The 18,897-nt window shown below is 64.6% G+C and carries 19 protein-coding genes; 11 read left to right on the top strand and 8 right to left on the bottom strand.

Annotated features, from left to right (window positions below; all coding sequences use genetic code 11):
• Positions 1–12 precede the first annotated feature (12 nt).
• From ptsP to IVA78_RS30940, 4 genes are all read left to right on the top strand, one after another.
• Positions 13–2,280, top strand: a complete 2,268-nt coding sequence (gene ptsP / locus IVA78_RS30955) for a phosphoenolpyruvate--protein phosphotransferase (protein ID WP_247469281.1) — start codon at positions 13–15, stop codon at positions 2,278–2,280.
• A 61-nt stretch (positions 2,281–2,341) separates the two neighbouring features.
• Positions 2,342–3,427 (top strand): peptide chain release factor 1, encoded by a 1,086-nt coding sequence (gene prfA, locus IVA78_RS30950; protein ID WP_247469278.1) that lies wholly within the window; start codon positions 2,342–2,344, stop codon positions 3,425–3,427.
• 3 nt (positions 3,428–3,430) lie between these two features.
• Complete coding sequence (prmC, locus tag IVA78_RS30945; RefSeq protein ID WP_247469275.1) at positions 3,431–4,312, top strand: peptide chain release factor N(5)-glutamine methyltransferase; 882 nt, start codon at positions 3,431–3,433, stop codon at positions 4,310–4,312.
• A 415-nt stretch (positions 4,313–4,727) separates the two neighbouring features.
• Entirely contained in the window at positions 4,728–5,489 is a 762-nt protein-coding gene (locus tag IVA78_RS30940) for a DUF4167 domain-containing protein (RefSeq protein ID WP_247276266.1), read from the top strand.
• A gap of 53 nt (positions 5,490–5,542) precedes the next feature.
• On the opposite strand, the gene IVA78_RS30935 is transcribed toward IVA78_RS30940, so the two are convergent.
• Positions 5,543–6,289, bottom strand: a complete 747-nt coding sequence (locus IVA78_RS30935) for a methyltransferase domain-containing protein (protein ID WP_247276265.1) — start codon at positions 6,287–6,289, stop codon at positions 5,543–5,545.
• 108 nt (positions 6,290–6,397) lie between these two features.
• On the opposite strand from IVA78_RS30935, the gene gloB reads away from it, so the two are divergent.
• Together gloB and IVA78_RS30925 are read left to right on the top strand one after the other, a co-directional pair.
• Positions 6,398–7,165 carry a hydroxyacylglutathione hydrolase gene (gene gloB / locus IVA78_RS30930; protein WP_247469273.1) on the top strand — a complete coding sequence of 256 codons (768 nt, stop codon included), beginning with the start codon at positions 6,398–6,400 and terminating at the stop codon, positions 7,163–7,165.
• 23 nt (positions 7,166–7,188) lie between these two features.
• On the top strand, positions 7,189–7,611 hold the full coding sequence (locus IVA78_RS30925; protein WP_247417021.1) for a cupin domain-containing protein: 423 nt from the start codon (positions 7,189–7,191) through the stop codon (positions 7,609–7,611).
• 7 nt (positions 7,612–7,618) lie between these two features.
• Here IVA78_RS30925 and IVA78_RS30920 read toward each other — a convergent pair whose 3' ends face one another.
• The 3 genes from IVA78_RS30920 to IVA78_RS30910 form a co-directional block, all read right to left on the bottom strand.
• Positions 7,619–8,488 carry an EamA family transporter gene (locus IVA78_RS30920; RefSeq protein ID WP_247469271.1) on the bottom strand — a complete coding sequence of 290 codons (870 nt, stop codon included), beginning with the start codon at positions 8,486–8,488 and terminating at the stop codon, positions 7,619–7,621.
• A gap of 116 nt (positions 8,489–8,604) precedes the next feature.
• Positions 8,605–9,330: an acetoacetyl-CoA reductase gene (phbB, locus tag IVA78_RS30915; RefSeq protein WP_247276261.1), complete on the bottom strand. Its 726-nt coding sequence runs from the start codon at positions 9,328–9,330 to the stop codon at positions 8,605–8,607.
• Positions 9,331–9,577: 247 nt separating this feature from the next.
• Positions 9,578–10,756, bottom strand: a complete 1,179-nt coding sequence (locus IVA78_RS30910) for an acetyl-CoA C-acetyltransferase (protein ID WP_247469269.1) — start codon at positions 10,754–10,756, stop codon at positions 9,578–9,580.
• 305 nt (positions 10,757–11,061) lie between these two features.
• Here IVA78_RS30910 and phaR point away from each other — a divergent pair, with 305 nt between their 5' ends.
• Positions 11,062–11,652 carry a polyhydroxyalkanoate synthesis repressor PhaR gene (phaR, locus tag IVA78_RS30905; protein WP_247469268.1) on the top strand — a complete coding sequence of 197 codons (591 nt, stop codon included), beginning with the start codon at positions 11,062–11,064 and terminating at the stop codon, positions 11,650–11,652.
• A gap of 44 nt (positions 11,653–11,696) precedes the next feature.
• A complete protein-coding gene (locus IVA78_RS30900; RefSeq protein ID WP_247469266.1) occupies positions 11,697–12,314 on the top strand; it encodes a class I SAM-dependent methyltransferase in 618 nt (205 codons plus the stop codon).
• Positions 12,315–12,438: 124 nt separating this feature from the next.
• Here the strand turns inward: IVA78_RS30900 and IVA78_RS30895 are convergent, their stop codons facing one another.
• Positions 12,439–13,326 carry a branched-chain amino acid aminotransferase gene (locus IVA78_RS30895; protein WP_247469264.1) on the bottom strand — a complete coding sequence of 296 codons (888 nt, stop codon included), beginning with the start codon at positions 13,324–13,326 and terminating at the stop codon, positions 12,439–12,441.
• A gap of 114 nt (positions 13,327–13,440) precedes the next feature.
• Between IVA78_RS30895 and IVA78_RS30890 the strand changes: the two genes are divergently transcribed.
• On the top strand, positions 13,441–14,376 hold the full coding sequence (locus IVA78_RS30890; RefSeq protein WP_247469262.1) for an alpha/beta hydrolase: 936 nt from the start codon (positions 13,441–13,443) through the stop codon (positions 14,374–14,376).
• 9 nt (positions 14,377–14,385) lie between these two features.
• Here the strand turns inward: IVA78_RS30890 and IVA78_RS30885 are convergent, their stop codons facing one another.
• Positions 14,386–14,631, bottom strand: a complete 246-nt coding sequence (locus tag IVA78_RS30885; RefSeq protein WP_247469260.1) for a hypothetical protein — start codon at positions 14,629–14,631, stop codon at positions 14,386–14,388.
• 344 nt (positions 14,632–14,975) lie between these two features.
• On the opposite strand from IVA78_RS30885, the gene IVA78_RS30880 reads away from it, so the two are divergent.
• Positions 14,976–16,559, top strand: coding sequence for a sensor domain-containing diguanylate cyclase (locus tag IVA78_RS30880; protein WP_247469257.1), 1,584 nt, complete (start codon positions 14,976–14,978; stop codon positions 16,557–16,559).
• Between the two features lie 15 nt (positions 16,560–16,574).
• On the opposite strand, the gene IVA78_RS30875 is transcribed toward IVA78_RS30880, so the two are convergent.
• Both IVA78_RS30875 and IVA78_RS30870 read right to left on the bottom strand, forming a co-directional pair.
• Complete coding sequence (locus IVA78_RS30875) at positions 16,575–17,135, bottom strand: carboxymuconolactone decarboxylase family protein (protein WP_247469255.1); 561 nt, start codon at positions 17,133–17,135, stop codon at positions 16,575–16,577.
• Positions 17,136–17,217: 82 nt separating this feature from the next.
• Positions 17,218–17,682, bottom strand: coding sequence for an Lrp/AsnC family transcriptional regulator (locus IVA78_RS30870; protein ID WP_247469253.1), 465 nt, complete (start codon positions 17,680–17,682; stop codon positions 17,218–17,220).
• 161 nt (positions 17,683–17,843) lie between these two features.
• On the opposite strand from IVA78_RS30870, the gene IVA78_RS30865 reads away from it, so the two are divergent.
• Positions 17,844–18,857, top strand: coding sequence for a 1-aminocyclopropane-1-carboxylate deaminase (locus IVA78_RS30865; RefSeq protein WP_247469324.1), 1,014 nt, complete (start codon positions 17,844–17,846; stop codon positions 18,855–18,857).
• Positions 18,858–18,897: the final 40 nt, after the last annotated feature.

Here is an 18,897-nt window from a genome sequence, read left to right as displayed (position 1 = left end):
GATTGACGGTTCATGCGGAGCGCGTCGGGAGGTCCCCGCGTCTTATTGAGACGGCTCCGCGAAACCATGGCGGAGCAGGTTTCGGCCCAGGAGCGGCTGGACAAGATCGTGGTGCTGATCGCCGCCAATATGGTGGCCGAGGTCTGCTCGGTCTATGTGCTGCGCGTCGACAACACGCTCGAGCTCTACGCCACCGAAGGTCTCAATCGCGAGGCGGTGCATCACACGGTGCTCAGCGCCCATGAGGGCCTGGTTGGCCTCGTCGCCAGCGAGGCGACGCCGCTCAATCTCAGCGATGCGCAGAGCCACCCGGCTTTTTCGTTCCGCCCCGAGACCGGCGAAGAAATCTACCACTCCTTCCTTGGCGTGCCGATCCTGCGGGCCGGCAACACGCTCGGCGTGCTGGTGGTGCAGAACCGCGCCAAGCGCAACTATGTCGAGGAGGAGCTCGAGGCGCTCCAGACCACCGCCATGGTGCTGGCGGAGCTGATTGCCTCCGGCGAACTATCCGCGCTGGCCCAGCCGGGCCAGGAGCCTGCCGCGCGCCATTCCGCGCAGAAGGTCGGCGCCATCCTGTCGGAAGGCATCGCGCTCGGCCATGTCGTGCTGCACGAGCCGCGCGTGGTCATCAAGGACTACATCGCCGAGGACCTGCCGAAGGAAATCAAGCGGCTCGACACCGCGCTCGCCAAGCTGCGCGCCGATCTCGACCGCATGCTTGAGCGCGGCGACGTCGCGGAGGGCGGCGAGCACCGCGAGGTGCTGGAAGCCTATCGCATGTTCGCCAACGACCAGGGCTGGTCGCACAAGCTGCATGAGGCGGTCGCCACCGGCCTCACCGCGGAGGCCGCCGTCGAGCGCGTCCAGTCCGACACCCGCGCGCGCATGCTGCGCTCGACCGATCCATATCTGCGCGACCGCCTGCACGACCTGGAAGATCTCGGCTACCGCCTGATGCGGCAGCTGGTCGGCCAGGACCACGCGCCCTCACGCGAGCAATTGCCCGACAACGCCATCGTCATCGCGCGTGCGATGGGCCCGGCGGCGCTGCTCGACTACGACCGCAAGCGCCTGCGCGGCATCGTGCTGGAGGAAGGCACCGCCAATTCCCACGTCTCGATCGTGGCGCGCGCGCTCGGAATTCCTGCGGTCGGCGAAGTCCCGAACGCGCCGGGTATCGCCGATCCCGGCGACGCCATCATCGTCGACGGCACGTCGGGCTCGATCTACGTGCGCCCCTCGCAGGAAATCGAGGCCGCCTTCGCCGAGCGCGTGCGCTTCCGCGCCCGCCGCCAGGCGCAGTACCTCGCACTGCGCGACCGGCCTTGCGTGACCAAGGATGGCCAGAAGGTCGAGCTCATGATCAACGCAGGTCTCGCCATCGACCTGCCCCATATCGAGGACACCGGCAGCGCCGGCATCGGCCTGTTCCGCACCGAATTGCAATTCATGGTCGGCCAGAGCCTGCCGCGCACCAGCGACCAGCTCGCGCTCTATCGCACCGTGCTGGATGCGGCCGGCAGCAAGCCCGTCACCTTCCGCACCCTCGACATCGGCGGCGACAAGGCGCTGCCCTACATGGAAGCGGTGGTCGAGGAGAATCCCGCGCTCGGCTGGCGCGCGATCCGGCTCGGGCTCGATCGTCCCGGCCTGTTGCGCGGCCAAATCCGCGCGCTCTTGCGCGCCGGCGGCGGCCGCGCACTGCGCATCATGTTCCCGATGATCTCGGAAGTCGCCGAATTCGATGCGGCCAAGGCGCTGGTCGAGCGCGAACTCACATATTTGCGCCAGCACGGCCACACGCTGCCGGAGCGGATCGACATCGGCACCATGGTCGAGGTGCCCGCCCTGCTCTACCAGCTCGACGAGCTCCTGAGGAAGGTCGACTTCATCTCGGTCGGCTCGAACGATCTGTTCCAGTTTCTGTTCGCGGTCGATCGCGGCAACCCAAAAGTGTCCGAGCGCTTCGACACCATGTCGGCGCCGATCTTGCGCGCGCTGCGCGACATCGCACGCAAGTCCCATGCGGCCAAGAAGTCGCTTTCGCTCTGCGGCGAAATGGCCTCGAAGCCGGTCGGCGCGCTGGCGCTGATCGCGCTGGGCTATCGCTCGCTCTCGCTCTCGGCGACCGCCCTCGGCCCGGTCAAGGCCATGGTGCTCGACCTCGACGCCAGGAAGGCCGAAGCCATGCTCGGCCCGTTGCTGGACGCGCCCGCGGGCAGCGTCTCGATCCGGCAGAAGCTGACGGAATTTGCCGAGGTCGAAGGCCTGGCGTTGTAGCGGGCCTGGCGCCGCTTCCGCTCACCTCGCCTCCGCACGCCGCCCATTTGAGACTGAACCGATGTCGTCACTCCCCGAAGCCAAACTCGACGTCCTGCTCGCGCATCACGCCTCGCTCGAGGCCGAATCGCTCGGCCAGCTCGCCTCCGAACGTTATGTGCAGATCACCCGCGAGCTCGCCGAGATCACGCCGCTGATCGAGGCGGTGAAGACCTATCGTTCCGCGGTCAAGGAGCTCGCCGACACCGAGGCCCTGATCGCCGATCCCGCGACAGACGCCGAGATGCGCAGCATGGCGGAAGCCGAACGCGACGAGCTGACGGCCAGGATCGAGGATCTGGTCCAGAAGATCCGCGTCGCGCTACTGCCCAAAGACGCCATGGACGACCGCAACGTCGTGCTGGAAATCCGCGCCGGCACCGGCGGCGACGAGGCTTCGCTGTTCGCCGGCGATCTGTTCCGGATGTACGAGCGCTTCGCCAGCCTGCAGGGCTGGAAGGTCGAGGTGATCTCGGCCAGCGAAGGCACCGTTGGCGGCTACAAGGAGATCATCGCGGAGGTGCAGGGCCGCGGCGCGTTCTCCAAGCTGAAATTCGAATCCGGCGTGCACCGGGTGCAGCGCGTGCCCGATACCGAGACGCAAGGACGTATTCACACCTCGGCGGCGACAGTCGCGGTGCTGCCGGAGGTCGAGGACGTCGACGTCGACATCAAGAACGACGATCTGCGCATCGAGACCATGCGTGCGCAGGGCGCCGGCGGCCAGCACGTCAACAAGACCGAATCGGCGATCCGCATCACCCACATCCCGACCGGCATCGTGGTGATGATGCAGGACAGCCGCTCGCAGCACAAGAACCGCGCCTCCGCCATGAACATCCTGCGCTCGCGCATCTACGGCGCCGAGCGCCAGCGCGTCGACGCCGCGCGGTCGGCCGAGCGCAAGGAGAAGGTCGGCTCCGGCGACCGCAGCGAGCGCATCCGCACCTATAACTTCCCGCAGGGGCGCGTGACCGACCATCGCATCAATCTGACGCTCTACAAGCTGCCACAGGTGATCGCGGGGGAAGCACTCGGCGAGCTGATTGACGCTCTGACCACCGAGCACCAGGCCGCACAGCTCGCCGCGCAAGGTGCGGCGGCCTGACGCGTGAGCAATCCCTTCACCGGACAATCGATCGAGAGTGCACGGCGCACGCTGGCCACACAATTGAGATCGGCGCAGCGCGACGAAGCCGATCTCGATGCCCGCATCCTGCTCGGTGCGGTGCTCGGCCTCGACCTCACCGGCCTGATCGCGCAGGCTACCCGCTCGCTCACGGATGCCGAGGCGTCTCGGCTCGCGCAGCACGCACAGCGTCGCATCGCCGGCGAGCCGGTGGCGCGCATCCTCGGGACACGCGAATTCTGGGGACTGCCATTTCGCCTGTCCGAAGCAACCCTGGTCCCGCGTCCCGATACCGAGACCGTGGTCGAGCTTGCACTCGAAATCCTTCGCGAGCAGAAGGCAGCTTATCCACCTCGCATCGCCGACATCGGCACCGGATCCGGCGCGATCCTGCTGGCGCTGCTGCATGAGATCCCTGACGCTTTCGGCGTCGCCACCGATCTCAGCCTGACCGCGCTCACAACCGCCAGGGACAATGCCACAACGCTCGGCCTTGCCGACCGCGCCGCCTTCATTGCCTGCTCCTATGCCGCCGCGCTCTCGGGTCCCTTCGATCTCATCGTGTCGAATCCGCCCTATATTCCATCCGCCGAAATCCCTAACTTGAGCATCGAGGTGCGCGAGCACGATCCACATCTGGCGCTCGACGGCGGCAATGACGGATACGACGCCTATCGCGCCCTGATCCCGCAGGCGAGCGAACGTCTTGCCCCCGGCGGCGCGCTGATCGTGGAGGCCGGACAGGGCCAGGCCGGAAATATTGAAACCTTGATGCTGGCTGCGGCGTTAGTGGTGGACAGGCCACCCAAGGCCGATCTGGCGGGTATTCCGCGGGCCGTTTCGGCCCGAAAAATGCCCCCATAAAAGCCGGAATGGCCTGTAAAAACCTCTTGGAATATCCCGTGGGAACGACTACGTTCCGGTCAACACATCGGTGCCGGCCCCGTAGACCTACGGGCGAAAGCCGGGCTCTCGGGCGAGAGCTTTACTGATATAGGTTCCAAGCCGCAGGTCCTGTTGAGCGCGATGGCCAGTGGAGCTGCGCTGCTCTCCGACCGCAACGTGAACGAAAGCCTGAATTTGCGCTTGAAGACTTACGCGAGAAAGCTGGGCTTGTTTCGGCAGGCGATATGAATGGGTTCGCTGGCAATGAATGCTGGCGGGTGGGGAACGCGTCTTTGTTGAACGCGACGGTCGACGAACATCGGCAGGGTTCAGGCCCCTCTTGCACGCGGTCCGTAACGCGTGCAACCTTTAGGGCTGGAATTAAAGGCAGGACATGAGAAACGGTCAGAACAAGCAGCGGATGCGCAACCGCAACAACAATAACAACAACAACCGCCGCGGCCAGAACCCGATGACCCGGGTCTACGAGTCCAACGGGCCCGACATCAAGATCCGCGGCACGGCTTCGCACATCGCTGAAAAGTATCTTCAGCTCGCGCGCGATGCGCGCTCCTCCGGCGACCCCGTTGCAGCCGAGAACTACTACCAGCATGCCGAGCATTATTTCCGCCTGATCGCCGCTGCCCAGGAGCAGTTCCGCCAGAACCAGCAGCAGCCGCGCGGTGACGAGCCGACCGCCAGTAACGACGATGGCGAGGACGATGGCGAGAATTTCTCGGCCTTCGGCCAGGAGCCGGGCTTCGTCCCGCAGCCGCCGCAGCAGCCTTTCATGCGCGACCGCGACGGCCAGCGTGATCAGCAGCGCGAGAACCAGCAGCCATATCACCGCGACCAGCAACAGCCGCGCGAGCACCGCGAACGCGACCATCGTCCGCAACCGCAATACCAGCCGCCGCAACCGCCGAACCAGCCGCAGCCCGTCATTGCCGATGCCGGCAACGTCGATCGCCTGCCCTCCTTCATCACCGGCGCGCAGCCGCAAGTGAATGTCGGCGCGAATGGCGGCCAGGGCGGTTTCGAGGGCGGTGGCGGCAGCGAGCGTTATCCGCGGCGGCGGCGCCGGCCGCATGGCCCCCGCCCCGAGCGCGAAGCCGCGCCGGCGGCATCCAACGACGATCTCGCGCCCGGCGAATGAGCTGGTTGGTTTCGTAAACTGAGTCGTCCCGGCTCCGCCGGGGCGATTTGTTTTCAGCTCCGGGTTACCGTCGTCGAGGACGGCACCAAGACGGGCTTCGCCAACGAGGGAATCAGCCGTGTCCGCTCGCGCTTGGCGGGAAGCGCGCGGTAGACCTGCTTGGTGGCTTCGACGATGTGCACGCCGGCAAAGGGCAGTGACAGCGCCGCGCCGGCGCGCTCCCACATCTGCGCCGATTTCAAGACCCAGCCGCCGGCATAAGGCGGCATGAACAGCGCCTCGCCCCAGGCGGTCGGCGTGAACCAGGTCTGGCGCAGCAACTCGGTGATCTGTGAGCGCGAATAGGGCCGGCCATGGCCGAACGGCGTGCTGTCGGTGCGCGTCCACACCCCACGCCGATTCGGGATCACCGCAATGACGCGACCAGACGGCGCCAGCACGCGCCAGACTTCGCGCAGCAGCGCAGCCGGGTCGTCCGACATCTCCAGCGCGTGGACCAGGAGAATGCGGTCGACCGCGGCGTCAGGAAGCGGCAGCGAGAATTCATCGACCAGCGAGGCCAGCGCCGGCCGCCCCGTCGGCCATTTCAGGACCCCCTGGGCCGCCGGCATGAACGCGAGGCAGCGCTCCGCGTCCTCGCGGAACAGTCCGAGATAGGGCGTGGGATAGCCGATGCCGAGTACGCGCTGACCCGCCGCGCCCGGCCAGCGTTGCCTGATGCCGCGGTTGATCATTTGTCGCGCCACGATCCCGAGGCGGCGGGAATAGAACTCGCGGAGGTCGACGACGTCGATGGTCATGGCGGCAATGTAACATGCGCAAGGCCGCCGCCGCGCGCGGAATATTGCATTGCCTGCGCAACGTTAACGCCATATTTGTCTGGCGGGGCTGAGCGCGATGGAGATGTCATGGCCGCCGAAATTCGTACTTTCACCTGTTTAAGCGACAATTTCGGTTATCTGATCCACGATGTGGAAACCAAGGCGACCGCCTCGATCGACGCGCCGGAGGCAGGTCCCATCCTCAGGGCGCTGGAGCGCGAGGGCTGGCAACTCACCGACATCCTGATCACCCATCATCATGGCGATCATGTCGGCGGGGTCGCCGAACTCAAGCGGAAATTCAGTTGCCGCGTCGTCGCGCCGCACGACAAGACGACGAGAATTGCCGACGTCGATTTGCGTGTCGCCAATGCCGACGTGGTCAAGATCGGCAACCTGCTGGCGCGCGTCATGGAGACGCCCGGCCACACGCTCGACCACATCTCCTACGTATTCGACAATGAGAAGACCGTGTTCGCCGCCGATACGCTGTTTTCGATCGGCTGCGGCCGCGTGTTCGAGGGCACCTATCCGATGATGTGGGACTCGCTGTTGAAGCTGCGGGCCCTGCCCGATGACTTCAAGCTCTATTGCGGCCACGAATACACGGCGTCCAACGTCAAGTTCGCGCTCACCATCGAGCCGGACAACGCGGCGCTCCAGGCGCGCGCAGCGGAAGTTGCGAGGCTGCGGGCCGAGAACAAGCCGACCATTCCCGCCCTGCTCGGCGACGAGAAGCGGGCCAACGTGTTCCTGCGCGCCGATGAGCCATCGGTCGCAGCCAGGCTTCACATGAAGGGTGCGGATGCCGCCGAGGTGTTCGGCGAGCTACGCGAGCGCAAGAACAAATCCTGAAGCACAAGTCCTGACGGGGATCGATGCCGACTGCAGCCGAGATCATCGCCCGCCTCGAACTTCGCCCCCATCCCGAAGGCGGGCACTACCGCGAGACGTTTCGCGACCAGACCACGGATAGCAACGGGCGCTCGCGTTCGACCTTGATCTATTTCCTGCTCGCGCGCGGCGAGCGCTCATACTGGCATCGCATCGATGCGGTCGAAGTTTGGCACTATTACGCCGGCAGCCCCTTGATGCTGCGCATCGCGCACGACGGCTGCTCGCAGCACGAGGTGCAGCTCGGCACGGATCTCGTGAGCGGCGAGCGGCCGCAGGCGATCGTGCCGGCGAATGCCTGGCAGATGGCGGAAACGACCGGCGAATGGACGCTGGTCGGCTGCACCGTCGCGCCCGCATTCGAGTTCGCGAATTTCGAGCTCGCGCCGCCGGGCTGGGAGCCGTAGGCCTCGTTCACCGCTTCCGCAGCACCATGTCCTTCGCCGCGATCAGGCCGCCACCGGCGATCAGGATGGCGGCGATGGCGATGTTGGTGCTGGCTTTCGCAAAGCCGGCAGCGATGAGGAAGCCGGTCGACAATAGCGGCGTCGCATAGGAGGCGGCGCCGAGCACGCGGATGTCGCCGCGCTTCATGCCGATGTCCCAGGCGTAGAAGGCAGCACCGACGGGACCGATGCCGAGCGCGGCCACGGAGAGCCATTGCAGCGCGGTCTCCGGCCAGACCGTGGTTTCGAGCAGAGCATGCATCAGCGCGGCAAGCGCGGCGGTGGCGAGGCAGAAGCCCGCGACCGCGTCGGTCGGCACCGCCTTGAGCCGGCGCGACAGCACCGAATAGCTCGCCCAGACGAAGGCGGCAATGAAGGCCGCGGCCAGTCCCGGCACCGCGCCCGACGCGAAGCCCGAGGTGTTGCCGGCCAACAGCAGCACGGTGCCGACAAGTCCGAGCACGGCGCCGGCGATGTGATGCAGGGCGAGCCGCTCGCCCGGCAGGAAGGACGAGAACAGCACGATCAGCAGCGGCCAGAGATAATTCAAGAGGCCGGCTTCTGCCGGCGGGGCGAAGCGCAGGGCAAGGAAATAGAGCGCGTGATAGCCGAATAGGCCGCCGACGCCGACGACCCAGACGACGAGCGGCTGGCGCACGCTGCTTGCCGCCTCGCCGCGACCGATCCAGGTGAGCAGGCCGACGAGGCCGCCGATCGCGAAGGTCATTGCGGCGAGCTGGAACGCCGGGATCTTTCCAGTCGCTACCGTCATCACTGACAGTAGCGACCACATCAGGATCGCGGTCGATCCGATCAGCGTCGCGGTGCGGGGAGTCATCGATCAAAGGGCTCTGAGGACGTTTATGCCCGGCGCGGAGCCGGGCATTTGCGTCTTCACTATCGCCTCGTCGCGCCTGAAGCTACAGGCTTTTGGCCCAATAGCCTGCGGCCGTATCAGGCCTGATACTGGCCGCCATTGATGGTCATGGTCGATCCGGTGATGAAGCCGGCCTCGTCCGCCGCCAGGAACACGACTGCCCGCGCGATCTCCTCGGGCTCGCCGAGCCGGTTGACGGGGATCTGCGGAATCACGCTCTTTTCCAAAACGTCCTTCGGCACCGCCTGCACCATTTCGGTATTGATGTAGCCGGGGCAGATCGCGTTGACGGTGATGCCGCCCTTGGCGTTCTCGAGCGCGAGCGCCTTGGTGAAACCGATGTCGCCGGCTTTCGCCGCTGAATAGTTGACTTGCCCGAACTGCCCCTTCTGGCCGTTGATCGACGAGATCGAGATGATGCGGCCGAACTTGCGCGCACGCATGCCCTCGATCACCTGACGCGTCATGTTGAACAGCGAGCCGAGATTGGTGTTGATGACAGCGTTCCACTGCTCGAGCGTCATCTTGTGGAACGCGGTGTCCCGGGTGATGCCCGCATTGTTGACCAGCACCTCGATCGGGCCGAGATCGGCCTCGACTTTCTTCACGCCCTCGGCGCAGGCGTCGAAACTGCTGACGTCCCATTTGTAGACCGCGATGCCGGTCTCGGCCTTGAACTTCTCCGCCGCAGCATCGTTGCCGGCATAGCTCGCCGCAACCTTGTAGCCCGCCGCCTTCAGCGCCTTGCTGATGGCAGCACCGATGCCCCGCGTACCACCCGTGACCAATGCAACACGTGCCATGTCGTATTCCTTCCCTTGGACTCTTCGGACGTTTCTGACGCGATCGTTTTTTAACTGCGGATTATGCGGGACGTTTGACGGACATCAAGAACAAAACGCCCGGCATCGAGCCGGGCGTTTCTCTTTAGTCGAGGCCTGCGCAATTGCGAAGAATATTTGATTTGCAACCGCCGCCTTTTTAATCGCGTGCAACGCACTCATTGACGTGTGCAGCGCACGCGCAAGTTAAGTACGTGTCAGGTCCTTCTCAGTCGCGTGCCAGACACATCGCGATGCCCATGCCGCCGCCGATGCACAGCGTGGCAAGGCCCTTCTTCGAATCGCGCTTCTGCATTTCATGCAGCAGCGTGACCAGCACGCGGGCGCCGGACGCGCCGACCGGATGACCGATGGCGATCGCGCCGCCATTGACGTTGACCTTGGAGGTATCCCAGCCCAGGTCCTTGTTGACGGCGCAGGCCTGTGCCGCGAAGGCTTCGTTGGCTTCGATCAGGTCGAGATCGCCGACACTCCAGCCGGCCTTCTTCAGCGCGGCGCGCGAGGCCGGGATCGGGCCCGAGCCCATGATCTTCGGATCGACGCCGGCCTGCGCCCAGGACACGATGCGGGCAAGCGGCTTCTTGCCTTCCTTGGCAGCCTGCTTTGCGCTCATGAGCACCACGGCGGCAGCGCCGTCATTGATGCCCGAAGCAGAGCCCGCAGTGACCGTGCCGTCCTTCTCGAAAGCCGGCTTGAGCTTGGCCATCGCGTCTAGCGTCGCGCCATGGCGCGGATATTCGTCGGCGCTGACGACGACGTCGCCCTTGCGGGTCTTGATGGTGACGGGAACGATCTCGTCGTTGAACTTGCCGGCCTTCTGCGCGGCCTCGGCCTTCTGCTGCGAGGCGACCGCGAACTCGTCCTGCTGGGCGCGCGTGATCTGCCATTGCCGCGCGACGTTTTCGGCGGTGTTGCCCATGTGATAGCCGTTGAAGGCATCCCACAGGCCGTCCTTGATCATGGTGTCGACCAATTCGAGACCGCCCATCTTGACGCCGCCGCGCAGGTGCTGCGCGTGCGGCGCCATGCTCATGGACTCCTGTCCGCCAGCGACCACGATCTCGGAATCGCCGTTGAGCAGCGCCTGGTAGCCGAGGGCGACCGTGCGCAGGCCGGAGCCGCAGAGCTGGTTGACGCCCCAGGCCGGGCTCTCCACGGGAACGCCGGCGGCGATCGAGGCTTGACGGGCTGGGTTCTGGCCCTGAGCTGCGGTCAGGATCTGACCCATGATGACTTCCGAAACCCGACCGGGCTCGATGCCGGCGCGCTCCAGTGCAGCCTTGATGGCGATGGCGCCGAGATCATGGGCGGGAAGGGTCGCGAACGCTCCGTTGAAGCTTCCGACCGGGGTGCGGGCGGCGCTGACGATGACGACATCGTCTGACATGGGCATCTCCTGAGGTTGAATGGGGGCAGGCGGGGCTGGGGAAAACGGCTCGCCAGTCTCGATCGGCATCCTGTTAACGTCATCGCGGCATGTCAATCGGCCGGCGACCGAATTCATGCCGCAGCGCATTCAAAATAGCGTTCTTGGCGCTTTCGCAAGCACGATTTTGCTGTCCGATTAACCGTGCCGCACAAAACGGTAGCGTGACCCCTTTGAAAATGCTTATTTTGTTGCGTTGCGTACTCTTCCCGCCCTGCGGCATAGCCCGCTGGGTTCCCGTTCTCCGCGCTTGCAAGTGAGAGCCCATGGCGAAATCAGACCAACCCACCACCATCAAGAAATACGCGAACCGCCGGCTCTATAATACCGGAACGAGCACTTACGTGACGCTCGAAGACCTCGCCGCCATGGTCAAGGACGGCGAAGATTTCCTGGTCTACGACGCCAAGACCGGCGACGACATCACCCGCTCCGTGCTCGCCCAGATCATCTTCGAGCAGGAGAACAAGGCCGGCCAGAACTTGCTCCCGACCACCTTCCTGCGCCAGCTCATCCGCTTCTACGGCGACAGCATGCAGATGGTGGTGCCGAAATATCTGGAACAGTCGATCGCGACACTGACCCAGGAGCAGGAGAAGTTCCGCAAGCAGATCGCCAACACGCTGTCCGGCACACCGTTTGCGCCGCTCGAGGAGCAGGTCCGCCGCAACATGGAGCTATTCCAGCAGACCTTCTCGATGTTCAAGCCCTTCGTCGCGCCCCGTCCGGCGGCCACCCCGGAGCCGGAGCCCGATGCAAATGCCGAGGCGCCGAAGGACAGCAACATCGACGATCTGCGCCAGCAGATGAAGGAAATGCAGGAACGCCTCGAGCGGATGTCGAAGAAGGACGAGTAGGTCCCTTCCATTGAGCCGGCTCACCGCGAACCGTAGGACGCAACATGTCCGATCGACGCGCGCATTGGGACAACGTCTACGCCACCAAAGGCGAAGCCGAGGTCAGCTGGTTTCAGAACAGCCCGGCGACCTCGCTCGCGATGATCAGAGCAGCCAATCTGGACCGCGAGGCCGCCATCATTGACATTGGCGGCGGCGCATCGCGACTAGTCGATGCTCTGTTGCAGGACGGATATCGCGACGTCGCCGTGCTGGATCTCTCCGCCAACGCACTTGACGTCGCGAAGAAGCGACTCGGCGCAGCCGCTTCAGTGGTTGAGTGGATCGTTGCCGATGTCACGACATGGCGCTCAGCAAAGACCTACGATCTATGGCACGATCGCGCGGCGTTTCACTTCCTGACCGAATCCCGCGACAGGGCCGCCTATGTCGAGCGCCTGCGGTCGGCACTTGCGCCCGGCGGCTACGTCATCATCGCGACGTTCGCGCCCGACGGCCCGGAGCAATGCAGCGGCCTGCCGGTGCAGCGCCATGACAGCGTCAGCCTCGCGGCGGAACTCGGGCCCGACTTCAAGCTGATCGAAACGCGTAGCGAAATCCACCATACGCCGTGGCATTCGACGCAGGCGTTTCAGTTCAGCCGGTTTCAGCGAAGCCATTAGAAACGATGTCATGCCCCGGCTTGACCGGGGCATCCGGTACGCCGCGCATATCAAGGAGTCACAACTGTCTCTGGAATATTGGATCGTCCGATCAAGTCGGGCGATGACAGCGGAGTAATGGCAGCTACGCCGCTAGCTTCACCGCATGCGCAAAATCCCAATAGAGTTTTCGCGCCCGGGCGTAGAACGGACCCGGCTTCAGCTCGCGCTCGTCGATGCGGACAACCGGCGCGACTTTGGCGAAATTGCCGGTGGAGAAGATCTCGTCAGCAGCGAGGAAGTCGGCATAGCGCAGCGTCTTCTCGACCACGGCGACGCCGTCGCCGCGAAGCAGGTTGATGACGCGCTGGCGCGTGATGCCGTTGAGGAACGTTCCGTTGGGCACCGGCGTGTAGACCACGCCGTCCTTGGCCATGAACACGTTGGAATTGCCGAATTCGGCGACATTGCCGAGCATGTCGAGCATCAACGCGTTCTGGAAGCCGCGCGAGGCGGCCTCAGCGAGCGCGCGCGAATTGTTCGGATAAAGGCAGGCGGCCTTGGCCTCGACCGGCGCGCATTCGGCGGTCGGCCTGCGAAACGGCGACAGCGTGATGGCGTTGCCGACGGGTTTTGGCATCGGCGCCTCGTAGATGCACAGGCACCAGTTGGTGCTCTCGGGATCGAACAGCACGCCGCCGCCCGAACCGTGCTGCGCCCAATACATCGGACGGATGTAGAGCTCGGCGTTGGCCGCAAAGCGCGCAATGCCCTCGCGCGTGAGCGTGAGCCAGGTGTCGGTATCGACCGCCGGCTTGAGGCCAAAGTTGACCGCCGATTGATTGGCGCGGACGACGTGGCGGTCGAGATCGGGCGCCACACCCTCGAACGCACGCGCGCCGTCGAACACGACAGAGCCGAGCCAAGCCGCATGCGTGCGCGGGCCCATGATCGGCACATTGCCGTCCTGCCATTTGCCCTCGAAGAAGGTCCAGCTCGGTGAATATTCGATGGGCTTCCTGATCTCGGCCATGACCGGCCTCCCTGGCGTGATGCCGCATTACAGCGCCACTATTGGTCGCAATTTCTAAATGATTCCCTGCGGGAAGATAGTTACCCTCTTCCCTTGTCGGAGAATGAAAGATCCATGCCGCTCGATCCGCTCGCAAAACGCTTGTTGACCATGATGGCTGCCGCCGCGCCGCAGACACGAAGCCGGCCGAGCGTCGAGGCACGGCGGCAGTCGCTAGCGAAACTGATGCAGTTCGCGCGCGCTGATGCGCCGGATGTGACGACGTCCAACGGTAGGCTGCCGGGTCCTGGCGGCGAGCTGCCCTATCGCCTCTATGCGCCCGCAAGTGCCGGTGAACGCATGCCGGGATTCGTGTTCTTTCACGGCGGCGGGCTCGTCGCCGGCAGCATCGCCACACACGACCGCATCGCAGCGGCGCTGGCGCATGCGACCGGCTGCCGCCTCGTCTCGGTCGACTACCGGCTCGCGCCCGAGCACAAATTTCCTGCCGCCGTCGACGATGCGATCGCCGCGACCGAGTGGGTCGCGCGTGAAGCGCCAACACTCGGCATCGATGCGGAACGGCTGGTGGTCGGCGGCGATTCCGCCGGCGCCACGCTGGCTGCGATCGTGTGCCAGGAGGCGATGCAGAACGCAGGCCTCTCCATCGTCGCGCAATGCCTGATCTGCCCGGTGCTGGATTTCGAGGAGATCTCGCCGTCACGCGAGGCGTTCGCCGAGGGCCACCTGATCGATCGCGCCACCATGGAAGCCGACCTCGCCGACTATCTGCCTCAGGGCTTGGATGCCGCCGATCCCCGCATTTCGCCGCTACGCGCGACACGGCTCGCGGGCCTGCCGATGGCGATCATCCATACCGCCGAATTCGACCCGATGCGTGACGAAGGCAACGCCTATGCGCGCAAGCTGCTGACCGCGGGCGTGGTCGTCGAGCACACTTGCCATGACGGCATGATTCACAATTTCCACGCCATGGGCGCCATCCTGCCGCAGGCGCAGCTCGTGCTGTCGCAAATCGGCGAGCAGGTCAGGCGCGCGGTCGAGAAATAACAGCGTGAGTCACACGCGCGCGCCGAGCACGGCCCGGGCAGCCACGACATACTCAGGCCAATGCGCGTCCGCATAACGCTCGGCCTGCCGCGCGCAAGTGAGATCGGGCGCATGTGCGGCCGCAATCACACGTGCGAACCGTTCCTCGGCCACCGTCACGTCATCGACTGCCGGCGCCGGAGCGGCTCCTGCGGCGGTTGGCGCGATGGCGAGTCCCGCCAGTCCGGCGAGCACGATGCGGCGTGACGTGTTCATGGCTGTCGTTCCCCATTGTTCAGCCTGCACTCTGGCGGGCGAATGTGTCGGTGCGATCACGACAGGGTAACTGCGCGTATCGGTGTAGTCCATCAATTGCAGATACCGCCGGACCGATCACGTTCCATCGAGCTGGCGCGGCGGACATCGCATTCCGGGCGCAACCGGAGGCCAGCACGTGACCCGGCACAGAGCCCTGATACAAAAGGGTTTTTGCGCCGGTGCGCAGCATCCCGCGTCAACGGGTTGTTAGCCTTCATCGGAAAACACTGATTGCGTTACATCGCCGCAAGGAACCTTGCGCCATACTGAGACCGGTTTTCGTTTCGCCCTGGAGGCTGAGAATGTCCCGCTTGTTTCCGGAACGGACGTTCCTTGCTGGCAAGATCTTCTTCAATTTCGGCCAGTCGTCGATTGACTGCATCGTGCGTCGGCTGTCCGAGGAGGCTGCGACGCTCGAGATGGAGAGCGGCCTCGGCGTACCCGAGCGATTCCAGCTCAGGGTCGCGGGACGCGAGATATTGGCCTGCCGCGTGATCTGGCGATCGGACCGTCAGGTCGGAGCCGCCTTCGAGCTGCCAGGCAGCGTCGAGCGCCCGAGTGGCGAGGAGCGGGAACGCTCGTCCGACGCGCTGATGCGCGGCCAGATGCTGGCGCTGCGCGCCGCGCTCGATCATGTGCCGACGGGCATCGTGCTGCTCGACTCAAGCCTCAGGGCACGTCTGATCAACCGGTCGTTTCGTCAGATGTGGCGCCTGCCAGACGAGGTTGCTGACAGCAATCCTTCCATTCTCACGCTGCTTCATCATGGACGTGACACCGGCGCCTATGAGGTGCCGGATCCTGAGCTCGATGCCTTGGTGGCGGAACGCGTCCGTGTGATCGAGGCGGGCGATCCGACGCCGATCGACCTACGGCGGACCAACGGCGATGTGGTGCGCGTACAGGTCACGCCTTTGCCCGACGGCGGGCGCATGCTGACCTACACGCCCGTCACTGACATTGTGCGCACCTCCGACGAGCTGAAGCTGCTGCGGGATGCGCTGGAGAATGTTCAGGATGGGGTCCTCCTTCTCGATTCCGACCTGCACGCTACCTTCATGAACCGGCGTATGCGGCGGTTCTGGGAGGTCAGCGACGAGGAGGCCGCGAATCGACCGACCTATTCGTCGCTGGTGCGACGCCTGCATCGCGCCAGCGCGCCCAATCTTCCGACGAACGAACTCGCGAAATTTCCGGCGCGACGCGTCGAAGAGGTCAAGGCCGGCGATCATGTCCGCGACCTGCAGACGCCGGATGGCCGGCGCATCAGGGCCCATTGCACGACGATGGCCAATGGCGGCCGCATGCTGACCTATGTCGACATCACCGATCTGACGCAAAAAGCCGCGCTGCTGGAAACGCTCGCCACCACCGATCCGCTCACCGGCCTCTCCAACCGCCGCCACTTTCTCGACTGTCTCGGTGCGGAATGGAGCCGCTTTCAGCGCTACTATCGCTCCGTCTCGGTGTTGATGCTCGACATCGACCATTTCAAGTCGGTCAACGATCGCCATGGCCATGCGGTGGGCGACGTCGCGATCAAGGCGGTTGCGGCGGCGTGCCTCGACGGCAAACGCAAGTCGGACATCGTTGGCCGCCTCGGCGGCGAGGAGTTCGCCGTGCTTCTGCCCGAAACCAGCCTGTCCCGGGCGAGGATTGTCGCCGAGCGCATCCGCAAACACGTGATAAGCGCGCAGATCGTCGCCGGAAAGGTTCAGTTCGGCGTCACCGTGAGCATCGGCATCGCGGAGGCCACCGTCAGCATGTCCGGCATCGACACACTGATGAGTGCGGCCGATCACGCGCTCTACCAGGCTAAGGCCGAGGGCCGCAATCGCTGCATCGCCTTCGCGCCCCCGCCGCCTGCAAGCAAGGCGGCGGAGTGATTGCCGGAACAGGCTTCACTCCGGAACCGGAACGTCGAACGTGTTGAGCGTGACCGAGACCATGCAGTAAACGCCGACGAGATAGGAGAGTTCGGCCGCGCCGCGCTCGCCGAACTCCTTCACGGCGGCGCGCCAGGTCAATTCCGGCAGAACACCGCCGCCGACCAGCGCGGACGCGATATCGTAGGCGACGGCCTCCTGCCTGGTGAGATCGACCGGCCGCTGTCCGGCGACGATGGTCGCGAGCTTCTCGTCGGACAAGCCGCGCTGCTCGGCAACCAGGACGTGGGCGTAGAGCTCGTAGCCGGAGCGGAAATGCGAGCCGGTGACGAGGATGGCGACCTCGCGCACCGGCGCCGGCAGCAGCGGGTTCGACGCGATCGCCTTGACCAGCTCCCATACCGGCTTGCCGAAGCGCGGCTCGCGCAGCCAGGGATTCCAGGGCCCCAGCAGCGCGCCGTCGTCGCGCATGTTCACAAAACCCTTGAAATGGTCCTTGATGCCGGCTCGCATGTCGTCATAAAGCGGCTTCTGTTCGTCGGCCAGATTCTTGGGATCGAGAATGGGAAGGCGCACGGCGGCGATCTCCTCTTTGAGAAGATGCGAGGCTCGCCTGCATGCGCGCGCAGGGCAAGTGAAGTTGCTGTGACGGGCGCGCTCAAAACTCCAGCGGCGCGTTGTCGACGACTTCCTTCATCACGAAGAAGGTGCGGGTCTGGCGCACCCCGGGCAGCGCGATCAGCTGCTCGCCATGGATGCGGTTGAAATCCTCCATGTCGCCGACACGGATCTTGAGGAAATAGTCGAAATCGCCGGCGACGAGGTGGCAATCAAGCACGAATTTCAGTTTTGTAATCGCCTGCTCGAAAGTGGCAAAACTCTCCGGGGTCGAGCGGTCGAGCACGACGCCGACCATCACCAGCGTGCCCTTGGCCACCTTCTTCGGCGCCACCATGGCGCGCACGGTCGCAATGAAGCCGTCCTCGAACAGGCGCTGGGTGCGGCGATGACAGGTGGCGGGGCTGATCGCGACGGTTTCGGCCAGCTCGGCATTGCTGAGCCGGCCGTTATTCTGAAGCAATCGCAATATCTTAAGGTCGATACGGTCGAGACGGGAAGACATGGAAGAATCTCTCATTTCATCCATCATTACGGAACAAGTAGGGGTAATTGATGTCGTTTTCGCAAGCAACGGCGCAATATTGACGGAGCATTTGAGAGCACCTTTCTTGCAGCAAGTGCTAATCGCTGCGGCCAGCTCAATGCCAATTGGGATGCCCCATGATGCTGAAAAAATTCGCGCGCTATCCGCTCACCTTCGGTCCGACGCCAATCGAGAAGCTTGAGCGGCTATCGAAATATCTCGGCGGTCAAGTCGAGGTCTACGCCAAGCGCGAGGACTGCAATTCAGGCCTTGCCTATGGCGGCAACAAGCTGCGCAAGCTCGAATACATCATTCCCGATGCGATCGCCTCCAACGCCGACACGCTGGTATCGATCGGCGGCGTTCAATCCAACCACACCCGCATGATCGCGGCGGTCGCCGCCAAGCTTGGCATGAAGTGCCGTCTGGTGCAGGAAGCCTGGGTACCGCACGAGGACGCGGTCTATGACCGCGTCGGCAACATCATGCTCTCGCGCATCATGGGTGCCGACGTGCGCCTGGTCGAGGACGGCTTCGACATCGGCATCCGCAAGAGCTGGGAGCAGGCGATCGAGGAGGTGAAGGCGGCGGGTGGCAAGCCTTACGCGATTCCCGCTGGCGCCTCCGTGCACAAATTCGGCGGCCTCGGCTACGTCGGCTTCGCCGAGGAAGTGCGCAAGCAGGAGAAGGAGCTCGGCTTCAAGTTCGACTACATCGTCGTCTGCACCGTCACCGGCTCGACCCATGCCGGCATGCTGGTCGGCTTCGCCGCCGACGACCGCGCCCGCAAGGTGATCGGCATCGATGCGTCGTTCACGCCTAGCCAGACGAAAGCCCAGGTGCTCGAGATTGCGCAGAACACCGCAAAGCTCGTCGAGCTCGGCAAGGAGCTCGTCCCCGACGACGTCGTGCTGATCGAGGACTATGCCTATCCCGCCTATGGCGTGCCGTCGGAAGAGACCAAGGAAGCGATCCGCCTCACCGCGCGGCTCGAAGGCATGATCACCGACCCCGTCTACGAGGGCAAGTCGATGCAGGGCCTGATCGACCTTGCGAAGAAGGGCTATTTCGAGAAGGGCGCGAAGATCCTGTACGCCCATCTCGGCGGCGCGCCCGCGTTGAACGGGTATGCCTATGCGTTCAGGAATGGGTGAGGTTGCGCAGATCTCGCCTCATACACGGCTGTCGTCCCGG

It is taken from the genome of Bradyrhizobium sp. 137 (assembly GCF_023074095.1).
Classification (GTDB): domain Bacteria; phylum Pseudomonadota; class Alphaproteobacteria; order Rhizobiales; family Xanthobacteraceae; genus Bradyrhizobium.
The sequence above is the reverse complement of the archived record's forward strand: the minus strand, read 5'-3'. Positions and strand labels throughout refer to the sequence as shown.

What these genes read in the sequence shown, in the direction of transcription:
- phaR (WP_247469268.1), top strand. Translation starts at nt 11,062, where the DNA reads ATGGCGAAATCAGACCAACCCACCACCATCAAGAAATACGCGAACCGC.
- IVA78_RS30900 (WP_247469266.1), top strand. Translation starts at nt 11,697, where the DNA reads ATGTCCGATCGACGCGCGCATTGGGACAACGTCTACGCCACCAAAGGC.
- IVA78_RS30920 (WP_247469271.1), bottom strand. Translation starts at nt 8,488, where the DNA reads ATGACTCCCCGCACCGCGACGCTGATCGGATCGACCGCGATCCTGATG.
- ptsP (WP_247469281.1), top strand. Translation starts at nt 13, where the DNA reads ATGCGGAGCGCGTCGGGAGGTCCCCGCGTCTTATTGAGACGGCTCCGC.
- IVA78_RS30910 (WP_247469269.1), bottom strand. Translation starts at nt 10,756, where the DNA reads ATGTCAGACGATGTCGTCATCGTCAGCGCCGCCCGCACCCCGGTCGGA.
- prfA (WP_247469278.1), top strand. Translation starts at nt 2,342, where the DNA reads ATGTCGTCACTCCCCGAAGCCAAACTCGACGTCCTGCTCGCGCATCAC.
- IVA78_RS30865 (WP_247469324.1), top strand. Translation starts at nt 17,844, where the DNA reads ATGCTGAAAAAATTCGCGCGCTATCCGCTCACCTTCGGTCCGACGCCA.
- IVA78_RS30880 (WP_247469257.1), top strand. Translation starts at nt 14,976, where the DNA reads ATGTCCCGCTTGTTTCCGGAACGGACGTTCCTTGCTGGCAAGATCTTC.
- IVA78_RS30870 (WP_247469253.1), bottom strand. Translation starts at nt 17,682, where the DNA reads ATGTCTTCCCGTCTCGACCGTATCGACCTTAAGATATTGCGATTGCTT.
- phbB (WP_247276261.1), bottom strand. Translation starts at nt 9,330, where the DNA reads ATGGCACGTGTTGCATTGGTCACGGGTGGTACGCGGGGCATCGGTGCT.
- IVA78_RS30885 (WP_247469260.1), bottom strand. Translation starts at nt 14,631, where the DNA reads ATGAACACGTCACGCCGCATCGTGCTCGCCGGACTGGCGGGACTCGCC.
- IVA78_RS30925 (WP_247417021.1), top strand. Translation starts at nt 7,189, where the DNA reads ATGCCGACTGCAGCCGAGATCATCGCCCGCCTCGAACTTCGCCCCCAT.
- IVA78_RS30940 (WP_247276266.1), top strand. Translation starts at nt 4,728, where the DNA reads ATGAGAAACGGTCAGAACAAGCAGCGGATGCGCAACCGCAACAACAAT.
- gloB (WP_247469273.1), top strand. Translation starts at nt 6,398, where the DNA reads ATGGCCGCCGAAATTCGTACTTTCACCTGTTTAAGCGACAATTTCGGT.
- IVA78_RS30935 (WP_247276265.1), bottom strand. Translation starts at nt 6,289, where the DNA reads ATGACCATCGACGTCGTCGACCTCCGCGAGTTCTATTCCCGCCGCCTC.
- IVA78_RS30895 (WP_247469264.1), bottom strand. Translation starts at nt 13,326, where the DNA reads ATGGCCGAGATCAGGAAGCCCATCGAATATTCACCGAGCTGGACCTTC.
- IVA78_RS30890 (WP_247469262.1), top strand. Translation starts at nt 13,441, where the DNA reads ATGCCGCTCGATCCGCTCGCAAAACGCTTGTTGACCATGATGGCTGCC.